The organism is Pseudomonas sp. C11, from assembly GCF_034683865.1.
Classification (GTDB): Bacteria; Pseudomonadota; Gammaproteobacteria; order Pseudomonadales; family Pseudomonadaceae; genus Aquipseudomonas.
Map to the genome: position 1 here is coordinate 129971 of NZ_JAWIIP010000013.1, position 11553 is coordinate 141523.

Genomic DNA, 11553 nt, shown 5'->3' on the forward strand with positions numbered 1-11553 from the left:
CCTGGGGCTGAGTATTACTCTCCTAGTTATAAAATGACTCTATAGCAAGGTTCATTCGCTGCTGTTTTTAAAGCTATAGTAAACGGCAGATTGGCTAGTTGGGGGCGGCTAGGATAGCCCCCAATCGGCTACCTAATAGCCTCCACGCTTCGAATTTTTCCTTTGCATAATCGTGATGTAGATAGTGTCTGCGTACTTTGGATCCGCCGAGTAAGTGGTTCTGACAGCGGTCGATAATCTCCAGGGTGATACCCAGTTCCTGCATCATCGTTGCTCCAGTACGGCGCAAATCATGTGGCGTCCATTCACCCTTGGTGCCCTTGCTCAGCACCAATGAGTCGTCATGGTGGCGACCAGTAAGTGGCGTGCTGCGGTTTTTGAATCGACACTGCCGGTCACCGATCAGCTTGCTGACTGTCTTGGTGTCGACGTGGCTGCTTTCGTCCTTGCTCGGGAAGCAGAACGGCGTGTGGCCGGTTTCTTCTTTCAGGCGCTTGAACTGGTTCAGTGCGAAAGACGACAGGAACACATGGTGATCCTGGCGCTTGCCCTTGTGTCCCTTGGTCGCTTCGGCCGGGATGAACCAGGTGCCTTTTTCCAGATCGACATGGCGCCATTCGGATTTGAGCAGTTCGCCGATGCGGCAGAGGGTGCTCAGGCAGATCCAGACGGCGCATTGCACGCGTGGGTTGACCGGGCGGATGCCGGAGTATTTCTGGCCGGCGGGGAGGGCATCGTAGTCGTGTTCGAGGCGGGCGAAAATGTCGCGTAGTTCGCGGATTTCGTCGGGGGAGAGGAGGCGGTCGCGTTGTTCCTGGTAGTCGTGGTCGAGGAGTTTGTTGACGTCTACCAGGTCGGCCGGGTTGCCGTCGGTCATCAGGCCGCGCCAGGGTTTGCGTTTCTCGGCCCAGCGCAGCATCTGGCCGATGTCGTTGTTGCGGATCACGACGGTGCGGTTCAGGCCGCGGGCCTTGACCGAGCGCAGGACGGCGAGCAGGTCTTTCTCGGTGAGGTTGCGCAGCGGCTTCTTGCCAATGAGGGGCAGCACGTCCTTGGTGAAGCTGCGGCGCAGTTCGGCGTTGCCGTCCTGGCGGGATACGCCGTCGTGCATCCACTCTTCGAAAAGGTCGGCGACCGTCTTGTTCTCCGCAGCCTGGCGCTCGGCCTCGGCAATGGTGGCGGCGATGGCGGCCTGGGCTTCGATCTTGGCGGCCTTGCGAGCGGTGGTGGGATCGATGCCCTTGGTGACGGTCGCCCTGACTTCGTCGCGCTCGGCGCGGATCTGCGCCAGCGATTTCTTGGGCCAACTGCCCAGGCGGTGATCGCGCTTGGCTCCATCGAGCTTGAACTCGTAGCGAAACAGGACGGTGACACCGCGTACCCCTGCACGCACCTTGGCGACCAGGCCGCCGTCTTCGCGCAACGTCTTGCCGTCATCGGCCGAGGTGAGCGCTTCCAATTGCTTCGCCGTCAGTTTTGCCACTTCCTACCCCTTGCGTGATTCGGTCGTCCTGGAATTTTGCCCCACTTTTGCCCCACCGAATCGCTTGGCTGTCGGTGGATGCTGGTGGATCGTGATGGACGCAAATATAGCCTGTATGCCTTGTATTTACTAGGTTTCAGGCGTTCCGATAGCGTCCATGGACTTCCATGGAAATCCACCAAATAAGCGCATGGGGTGCAAGGGGTCGAGTGTTCGAATCACTCCGTCCCGACCAAAAAATCCCTACATTAGAGCCTGGTCAGTGATGACCAGGCTTTTTTGTTTCAGGGACTTTTGCGGGGCTTTTTGTCCTGCGGGTCGAAGATGAACCATGTTTAGCCCGAGGCTTCATGTCCTGATGAGGATTTGACAGTGGGGAATTAGCGTCTAGGTTGAAAAATGAGCCTAACGTGCTCGTTTCTACTCACCTACATGGAACGTTAAATGATGAAAAACTACCTCCCATCCATCCTCTTCGTGCTTCTGGCCTTTTTCTCCTTCGCCGTGTCTGCAGTTGAAACCGGAAAAACCGAGGCCGGCGAAGCGACCTCCGCGCAAGTCAGCCAGGCTGTGAGCGTCAATCTCAATACCGCCGATGCCGAGACGCTCCAGCGCGAGTTAGCGGGTATTGGTGCGACCAAAGCCCAGGCAATCGTGGCCTATCGCGACGCTCACGGAAACTTCGCTTCGGTTGACGAGTTGCTTGAGGTCAAAGGTATCGGTGAGGCAACTCTGAACAAGAATCGCGACAAACTGGTAGTCGACTGACGCTGGTATGTGGCGCTCTCGAGGCCGGTCACTGACCGGCCTTTTTGTTGTTTGAGCGTGTTCGAACGCCTCGAATCGGTCGTGAGGGCGGGGCAAGGTCTCACCTCTTCATTAAATGCTGGCAAACTTGCGCTTCGATTTTCGACAGGAGTCAGTCGATGCCCGCCAGCCCGGAGCTGTCCCCCGGCCTTATCGTCATTCACGGCAACCACCTCGAAGAGCTGCGCGCGCTGGCGGTGCAGTGGATGCGGCGCTATCCGCTGCGGCCTCTGGAGAACGAGGTGCTGCTGGTGCAGAGCAATGGCATCGCCCAGTGGCTCAAGCTGGCGCTGGCCGAGCGTGACGGCTGCGGCATTGCTGCGGCGCTGGATGTCGATCTGCCGGCGCGCTTTCTCTGGCAGGCGTACCGCAACGTATTGGGTAAGGATGCGATTCCGCAGCAGTCGCCGCTGGACAAGGCGCCGCTGACCTGGCGCCTGATGCGGCTGTTGCCGGGTTTGCTGGCCGAGGAAGCGTTCGCACCTTTGCGCCGCTTCCTCGCCGATGATCAGGATCTGCGCAAGCGTCACCAACTGGCTGAGCGTCTAGCCGATCTGTTCGACCAATACCAGGTCTATCGCGCTGACTGGCTGGCGGACTGGGCCGCCGGGCATGATCGCTTGCGTACCTCGCGCGGCGGTGAGTGGCTGCTGGAGGGCGATTCCCTTTGGCAGCCCGCGCTGTGGCGCGCCTTGCTGGCGGATGTCGGGGAAGAGCATCTGGCCGAGAGTCGCGCCGGTGTACATCCGCGCTTCGTCGCGCGCATGAGCGAACTGGATGCACCTCCGTCTGGGCTGCCTCGGCGCATCACCGTCTTCGGCATCTCCTCGTTGCCGGCCCAGGTGCTGGAGGCGCTGGCGGCCATGGCGCGTTTCAGCCAGGTCATGCTCTATGTGCACAACCCTTGTCAGCACCACTGGGGCGATATCGTCGAAGATAAGGATCTGCTGCGCCACGAGTACCGTCGTCAGCAACGCAAGGGCAAACCAACCGCCCAGATCGGGCTGTTCGAACAGGAGGACATGCACCAGCACGGGCAGCCGTTGCTCGCGGCGTGGGGCAAGCAGGGGCGCGACTATATCAACCTGCTGGATCAGTACGACGAGCCGCAGCGCTACCGCGAGCAGTTCGAGCGTATCGACCTGTTCAGTCCGGCCAACGAGGACAGCCTGCTCGGCCAGTTGCAGAACGATATCCTTGATCTGCGTCCGCTGGCGGAAACGCGCAGCACCTGGCCGCCGGTCGACCCCGCGCGTGATCACTCGCTGCGTTTTCATATCGCCCACAGCGCTCAGCGCGAGGTGGAGGTGTTGCACGATCAACTACTGGCCAGCTTCAGCGAGGATGCTACGCTGCGACCGCGCGACGTGATTGTCATGGTGCCGGACGTCAACGCTTACACACCGCATATCCAGGCGGTGTTTGGCCAGTTTGCCAGCGATGACCCGCGTTTCATTCCCTTCACCCTGGCCGACCAGGGGCTGCGCGGCAAGGAGCCGATGATCATCGCGCTTGAGCACCTGTTGCGCCTACCGGAAAGCCGCTTCAGCGTCAGCGAGATTCTTGATCTGCTGGATGTAGCCGCTCTACGTCAACGCTTCGCCATCGCCGAGGATCAGTTGCCTACGTTGCGCCGCTGGCTGGAGGGCGCCGGTGTGCGCTGGGGGCTGGACGCGACTCAGCGGCAATCGCTGGGCCTCGGCGAGAACCTGGAGCAGAACACCTGGCGCTTCGGCCTGCGGCGTATGCTGCTGGGCTACGCAGTGGGCTCGGCCGACGCCTTTGCTGGTATCGAGCCCTATGACGAGATCGGTGGGCTCGATGCTGCGTTGATCGGCCCGGTGACGCGCTTGCTGGAAACCCTCGACCGTCACTTGCAGCAACTGCGCGAGCCGGCCACGCCGACGCAGTGGGGCGAACGCTTGCGCAGTCTGCTTGATGGCTTCTTCCTGGCGCAGAACGACCGTGAAGAGGTGCTCACGACTCAACTGTTCGATGCACTGGACGCCTGGCTGGAGCTGTGCGATGCCGCGACCTTGGATGCAGCGCTGACTTTGCCGGTGGTGCGCGAGGCCTGGCTCGGCGGGCTCGATCAGGGGCGGCTGAGTCAGCGTTTTCTGGCCGGCGCGGTGAACTTCTGCACGCTGATGCCGATGCGCGCGATCCCGTTTCGTCAGGTCTGCCTGCTGGGGATGAATGATGGCGACTATCCGCGTAGCCAGGCGCCGTTGGATTTCGACCTGATGGCTGGCGATTACCGCCCCGGTGACCGCTCACGCCGCGAGGATGATCGCTATCTGTTGCTCGAAGCACTGCTGGCGGCGCGTGATCGTCTCTATATCAGCTGGGTAGGGCGCAGTATTCGCGACAACAGCGAGCGGCCGCCATCCGTGCTGGTTGGCCAGTTGCGCGACCATCTGTCCAGTGCCTGGGCGCTGGCCGGTAGCGGCGACCTGCTGCATGGCCTGACCACCGAGCACCCTTTGCAACCTTTCAGTCGCCGCTACTTCGATGGCGAGACGCAGTTGTTCAGTTATGCCCACGAATGGGCCGCCCTGCATGGTCAGGCATCGGCGGGTGAAATTCTTGCTCCCTTGCCGGCCTGGGAGGACGGGCAGCAGCTCACGCCGGAGCTATTGCAGTCGTTCCTGCGTGATCCGGTGAAGTGTTTCTTCACCCGCCGCCTCAAGGTGTTTCTCGATGAACAAGAGCAGGCGCAACTCGACAGTGAGCCGTTCGCGCTTGACGGCCTGCAGCGCTATCAGTTGCAGGAAACCTTGCTCAAGGCCGCCGTCGCTGGCGATGTGGACAGCGAAGATGCACTGAGGGCGGCAGCCGACCGCTTGCAGCGCAGTGGTGTCCTGCCGCTGGCTGGTTTCGGCGAACAGTATCGCAACGCCTTGCTGGAGCCCTTGCCGGCCCAGTTGCGGCGCCATCAGGGGCTTTGCCTGTGCTGGCCGGCCGTACTGGAGTCGCCGCAGCGCCTGCTCTTCAGCGCAGCCGGTGTTGAACTCGACGGCTGGCTAGCCGGGCTACGGCAGAAGGGCGATGGCAGTCTGGCGCGTCTGGAGCTGCTGCCGGGGGCGCTGCACAAGGACAAGAGCTGGAAATGGCATCGTCTGCTGCGGCCCTACGTGCTGCATGTCATCGCGTCGGCCTGCGGTGTGCCGCTGACCACCTTGCTGGTCGGCGAGGATCGCAGCCTGGCGTTCGAACCCTTGGCGACCGAGCATGCCGCGCGCATTCTGACGGTCTGGTTGGAATCCTGGAATGCCGGTATGCAGGTGCCTCTGCCAGTTGCGATGAAGACCTCCCTGGCTTGGTTGCAGGATAACAACGAGGACAAGGCCTGCAGTGTCTACGAAGGTGGCTACAACCTCATAGGTGAAGTCCAGGGCAGCGCCAGCCTGGCCAGACAGTTCCCTGACTATGCCTCGCTCACCGCCGATGGCCAGTTTCCGACATGGAGTGAGCGGCTCTACCAGTCGCTGCTCGACAGCCATCCCCAGGCACTCGAGGAGGACGCAGCATGAGTCAACAGCGCCCTCTGGCCCTGACTTTTCCCCTGCACGGCAGCCGTTTGATCGAGGCCAGCGCTGGCACGGGCAAGACCTTTACCATTTCCGCGCTCTACCTGCGACTGATCCTGGGGCATGGGGGCGACGCCGCGTTTCGCGAGGCGTTGCTGCCGCCACAGATTCTGGTGGTGACCTTTACCGATGCGGCCACGCGCGAACTGCGCGATCGCATTCGCGCGCGGCTGGTCGAGGCCGCGACCGTGTTCCGCGGTGATGCTCAGGGCGATGATCTGTTGCGTGAGCTACGCAGTGATTTCGCCCAGACGCAGTGGGACGAGTGCGCCCGTCGCCTGGAGCTGGCGGCGCAGTGGATGGATGAAGCTGCCGTGTCGACCATCCATGGCTGGTGTCAGCGCATGTTGCGTGAGCATGCCTTCGACAGCGGCAGTCTGTTCAGCCAGACCTTGGAGACCGATCACAGCGAGCTGCTGGCCGAGGTGGTGCGCGACTATTGGCGGCAGCATTGCTATCCGCTGCAGGGAGCTGCGCTGCAATGGGTGGCAAGCATCTGGGGAACGCCTGATGCTCTCGGCGGCAGGTTGCGTCCCTTGCTGAGTGAGGAGGCTGAAGGCGCGATGCAGGCGCTGGGCGAGCTGCTTGATAACGCGTTGCTGCAGCGTGAACACGCACTTGCCGAGCTCAAGTCACCCTGGCTGGCCTGGGCTGACGAGCTGCAGTTGCTGCTGGATGCGGCGGTGGCGGCCAAGCAAGTGGACGGTAAGAAAATCCAGGCGCGCTTCTACAACCCCTGGCTGGCCAAGTTGCGCGAATGGGCGGGTGGCGACGAGTCGCGTCTCGATCTTGGCACAGGCTTCACGCGCCTGACTCCCGACGGCCTGGCTGAAGCCTGGAAGGGCGAGGCGCCTGATCATCCCGCGCTGGACGCGATGGCTGTACTCAAGGCGCAACTCGATGCCTTGCCTGACCCTTCTGATGCTGCCCTGCGCCATGCGGCGGCCTGGGTTCGCCAGCGCTTCGATTGGGAGAAACGTCAGCGTGCGGAGATGGGCTTCGACGACATGCTGGTGCGCCTGGACGCTGCCCTACAAGGTAGCAATGGCCCGCGCCTGGCCGAGGTGATCCGCCGCCAGTTCCCGGTGGCGATGATCGATGAATTCCAGGACACCGACCCGCTGCAGTACCGCATCTTCGATACGCTCTACGAAGTCGAGGCCAATCGCGCCGACTGCGGCCTGTTCATGATCGGCGACCCCAAGCAGGCCATCTACTCCTTCCGTGGCGCCGACATTCATACCTATCTGCGCGCGCGCCGGGCCACGTTCGGCCGGCACTACAACCTGGAAAAGAACTTCCGTTCCAGCCAGGCCATGGTCGATGCCGTCAACGGCGTTTTCCTGCGGGCCGAGCAGCGTGAGGGCGGCGAGGGAGCTTTCCTGCTGCGCGATGATCTGCCTTTTATCGACGTGAGCGCGCAAGGTCGACGCGAAGTCTGGAGTGTCGATGATCAGGCGCAGCCAGCCTTGACGGTGTGGCAATTGGCGAGCGACGAGCCGGTTGCCAAGGGCGCCTATCTGGATGCCATGGCAGCCGGTGCAGCCAGCGAGATCGTGCGTCTGCTGGATTTGGGGCAGCGTGGGCGGGCCGGCTTTAGCAAGGAGGGTGCGCTCAGTACCCTGCGACCCAGCGATATTGCGGTGCTGGTGCGGGATTTCAACGAGGCGCAGGCGATTCGCGGCGAGCTGTCGGCGCGCGGCGTGCGCAGTGTCTACCTCTCTGACAAGGATTCGGTGTTCGCCGCCCAGGAAGCACGCGATCTGCTGCTGTGGTTGCGTGCCTGTGCCGAGCCCGATCAGGATCGCCCGCTACGCGCAGCGCTGGCCAGTGCGACCTTGGGGCTGACGTTGAGCGAGCTGGAGCAGCTCAACCTCGACGAGCGTACCTGGGAGCGCCGCGTCATGCAGTTCCGCGACTATCGCCAGCGCTGGCAGCGCCAGGGCGTGCTGCCGATGCTGCGTCAGTTGTTGCAGGACTTCGAGCTGCCGCAGCGGTTGATGGGACGTGACGATGGCGAGCGGGTATTGACCAACCTGTTGCATCTGGCCGAACTGCTGCAACAGGCCGCCGCCGAACTCGATGGCGAGCTGGCGCTGATTCGGCATTTGAGCGAACTCCTGGCCGGCGAAGGGCAGGCGGCTGACGAGCAGGTGCTGCGCCTGGAGAGCGATGAGGCGCTGGTGCGCGTGGTGACCATCCACAAATCCAAGGGGCTGGAGTATCCCCTGGTATTCCTGCCGTTCATCTGTGCGTTTCGCCCGGTGGATGACAAGAAGCCGCTGCAGATCCATGACGGCGAGCGTCGACGATTGGTGCTCAAGCCTGATGAAGATAGCCTGGAGCGTGCTGAACGTGAGCGCCTGGGGGAGGACTTGCGCCTACTTTACGTGGCGCTGACCCGTGCCCGTCATGCCTGCTGGCTGGGCGTGGCAGATCTGAAAATCGGTAATGGCAAGAAGTCGCGCCTGCATGAGTCGGCTTTGGGCTACCTGCTCGGTGGCGGCGCATCGCTGGCCACCAGTGGCGAGCTCGCCAGTTGGCTCGCACCCTTTGCCGCCGGGCTGGAAAGCACCGTGGCGCCGGTGCCACCCGCCAGCGAGCAGCGCTATCGCATGATCGAAGATGAGCGGTTCGAGCCACAGTGGCGCACACCTGCACGACGCGCCGCCGAGCATTGGTGGATCGCCTCCTATAGCGCGCTGCGCCTGGACGAGGAGGTGCCTAGTCAGGTCAGCCGGCATGAGGATGCAGCCCCTGACAGTCCGGCGATGCAGAACGCCATCGACGACGAGGAGCCCATGCTGGCTCTGGCGCCGCTGCCGGCATCGGCTCAGGGGGTGCATCGCTTCCCGCGTGGGCCGAACCCCGGCACCTTCCTCCATGGTCTGCTGGAAATGGCGGCGCAGGAGGGTTTCGCAGCCCTGGCAGAGGATCCGCCGAGGCTGCGCGAGGCGTTGGCCAGACGCTGTCAGCGTCGCGGCCTGGAAAGCTGGATCGAACCCTTGCAGGACTGGCTGCTGGCGCTGCTGACCCAACCGCTCCCGCTGGCGGGCGCGGATAGTGTGGTGTTGGCGCAACTGACCCAATATCAGCCTGAACTGGAGTTCTGGTTCGAAGCGCGTGGGGTGGACGTCAGGCTGCTGGATCAGTGGGTGCAACAGTGCGAGTTGCCGGGTATCGTCCGGCAGCCGCTGCGGGCCGACACCCTCAATGGCATGTTCAAAGGCTTCATCGATCTGGTATTCGAACATCAGGGGCGTTTTTACGTGGCGGATTACAAATCCAACTGGCTCGGCAGCGACGACAGCGCCTATACCCGTGACGCGATGGAAACGGCCATCGCCAGCCACCGTTATGACCTGCAATACGTGCTCTACGTGCTCGCACTGCATCGGCAACTACGCCTGCGCCTGCTGGACTACGACTATGACCAGCATGTGGGGGGCGCGCTCTATCTGTTCCTGCGTGCGCCGCAGCAGGGCGCCTACCTGGCGCGGCCGCCGCGCGAGCTGATCGAGCGACTGGACACGCTGTTCATGGGCGAAGTAGAGGAGGGTGCCGCATGAGTACGACCCTTGCGCCGGCGCTGCGTGACCGCGCTGAGCTCTTCGCTCTGCTTTCCACCTGGAGCGAGCGTGGCTGGTTGCGCGAGTTGGATCGGGCGCTGGCGCAGCTGTTCGCCGAGCTGGATCCGCAGGCTTCACCGCTGCTTCTGCTTGGCGCTGCGTTGGCCAGTCACCAACTGGGCCAGGGACATGTCTGTCTGGATCTGTCGGCCACGCTTGCCAGCCCGGACTTCAGCCTGTCTCTGCCGCCAGAGGGGGAGGACGCGCAAGCACCGATGATCCTGCCTTCACAGGTGCTGGCCGGACTCAGTCTTGAGTCCTGGCTGGCGGCCTGCGCTGGCAGCGCACTGCTGGAGTCCGAAGGGGCGCCGCTGGTGCTGAGTGGTAGTTGCTTATATATGAAGCGTTACTGGAACTATGAGCAGCAGGTGGCCGGCAAGATTGCTCAGCGTCTGCAGGCGAGCGCGGTAGCGCCGACCGATCTGGCCGCGCGCCTGGCTTCACTTTTTCCTGAACCGCTCGTAGTGGGGGGGGGGCGCCAGACCGACTGGCAGAAGTTGGCCTGCGCCATGGCGGCTCAGGGGCGCTTCACCTTGATCACCGGAGGGCCCGGAACCGGCAAGACGACCACGGTGGTGCGTCTGCTCGCTCTCTTGCAGGAAGCTGCCATGGCCAACGGCGAACCGCTGCGCCTGAGCCTGGCAGCACCCACCGGCAAGGCGGCCGCGCGGCTAACCGAATCCATCGGCGCGCAAGTGCAGTCGCTGGCGTTGGACGAGCGGGTGCGTCAGGAGATACCGACACTGGTGACGACGCTGCACCGCTTGCTGGGGAGTCGTCCCGGCAGTCGTCATTTTCGTCACGATGCAGCCAATCCCTTGCCGCTGGACGTCCTGGTGGTGGATGAAGCATCGATGATCGACCTGGAGATGATGGCCAGCCTGCTGGACGCACTACCGGCGCATGCGCGTCTGATTCTGCTGGGCGACAAGGATCAGCTCGCCTCGGTAGAGGCTGGCGCTGTGCTGGGTGACCTGTGTCGAGAGGCCGAAAGCGGCGGCTACAGCGAGGCAACACGGATTTGGCTGGAAAGCCAGACCGGCGAACAGCTAGAAGATCCGGCATTGGTGTCCGGTGACAAGGCTCTGGCACAGCATATCGTCATGCTGCGGCACTCACGCCGCTTTGGCAGTGGCTCGGGTATCGGGCGTCTGGCACGCGCGGTAAACCAGGGCGATGCGCAAGCTGCTCGGACAACCCTGGTCGTAGGCGCGGACGATCTACATGTGCTGCGCCTGTCGGGGGAGCAGGATCGCGGATTGGAGCGGCTGCTAATCGACGGACAGGGGAGCGGCGAATCGCATCCGCAGGGGTATGCCCATTACCTGCAGTTGATGACGACGCAGCGACCGGCTCCTGATGCCGGTGAGCAAGCCTGGGATGATTGGGCTGGCAGGGTTCTGGCGGCGTTCGATCAGTTCCAGTTGCTCTGCGCCGTTCGCAAGGGCGCCTGGGGTGTCGAGGCCCTCAACGAACGGATTGCCCAGGCGCTGGTGCGGCGAGGCCTGCTCGAGCAGATGCATGGCTGGTATGAAGGTCGGCCTGTACTGGTAACGCGCAATGACTACAGCCTGGGGTTGATGAATGGCGATATCGGCATTGCGCTGCGCTTGCCTGAGCCGCCTGAAATGCCTGGTGCGCCGATGCGTCAGGTCTTACGGGTGGTATTCCCGCGTAATGATGGCAGTGGCACCTTACGCCATATCCTGCCCAGTCGCCTGAGTGCGGTGGAGACGGTGTTCGCCATGACCGTGCACAAATCCCAAGGCTCCGAGTTTGCCCATTGCGCGCTGATCCTGCCCGACAACCTCAATCCGGTGCTGACCAAGGAGCTGGTTTATACCGGCATCACTCGGGCACGCCATTGGTTCAGCCTTATAGAGAGCCGAGCCGGTATCTTCGAGCAAGCCGTACAGCGGCGTGTCGAGCGGCGCAGTGGTTTGCGTGAGGCTCTCGAAGCGCTTTAGGTAATAAAACTGCAATTAAAGCTTGACGCGCATTCTGCTGGATGTAGAATGCGCGCCACTTCAGCGATGAAGCGCTT

The 11553-nt window shown here is 62.7% G+C and carries 5 protein-coding genes; 4 read left to right on the forward strand and 1 reads right to left on the reverse strand.

Annotation, left to right across the window (positions count from 1 at the left end; genetic code table 11):
- Positions 1–94 precede the first annotated feature (94 nt).
- Complete coding sequence (locus VC352_RS20100; protein WP_322981275.1) at positions 95–1483, reverse strand: tyrosine-type recombinase/integrase; 1389 nt, start codon at positions 1481–1483, stop codon at positions 95–97.
- A 444-nt stretch (positions 1484–1927) separates the two neighbouring features.
- Between VC352_RS20100 and VC352_RS20105 the strand changes: the two genes are divergently transcribed.
- The 4 genes from VC352_RS20105 to recD all read left to right on the forward strand — a co-directional run bounded on the left by VC352_RS20105 (position 1928) and on the right by recD (position 11476).
- Complete coding sequence (locus tag VC352_RS20105) at positions 1928–2251, forward strand: helix-hairpin-helix domain-containing protein (RefSeq protein ID WP_322981276.1); 324 nt, start codon at positions 1928–1930, stop codon at positions 2249–2251.
- A gap of 158 nt (positions 2252–2409) precedes the next feature.
- Complete coding sequence (recC, locus tag VC352_RS20110) at positions 2410–5823, forward strand: exodeoxyribonuclease V subunit gamma (protein WP_322981277.1); 3414 nt, start codon at positions 2410–2412, stop codon at positions 5821–5823.
- Positions 5820–9449: an exodeoxyribonuclease V subunit beta gene (recB, locus tag VC352_RS20115; protein ID WP_322981278.1), complete on the forward strand. Its 3630-nt coding sequence runs from the start codon at positions 5820–5822 to the stop codon at positions 9447–9449. The genes recC and recB overlap by 4 nt, the downstream gene beginning before the upstream one ends.
- Positions 9446–11476, forward strand: coding sequence for an exodeoxyribonuclease V subunit alpha (recD, locus tag VC352_RS20120; protein WP_322981279.1), 2031 nt, complete (start codon positions 9446–9448; stop codon positions 11474–11476). Before recB ends, recD begins: the two co-directional genes overlap by 4 nt.
- Positions 11477–11553 lie beyond the last annotated feature (77 nt).

Coding starts and splice junctions, on each gene's coding strand:
- recB (WP_322981278.1), top strand. CDS start 5,820: ATGAGTCAACAGCGCCCTCTGGCCCTGACTTTTCCCCTGCACGGCAGC.
- recD (WP_322981279.1), top strand. CDS start 9,446: ATGAGTACGACCCTTGCGCCGGCGCTGCGTGACCGCGCTGAGCTCTTC.
- VC352_RS20105 (WP_322981276.1), top strand. CDS start 1,928: ATGATGAAAAACTACCTCCCATCCATCCTCTTCGTGCTTCTGGCCTTT.
- recC (WP_322981277.1), top strand. CDS start 2,410: ATGCCCGCCAGCCCGGAGCTGTCCCCCGGCCTTATCGTCATTCACGGC.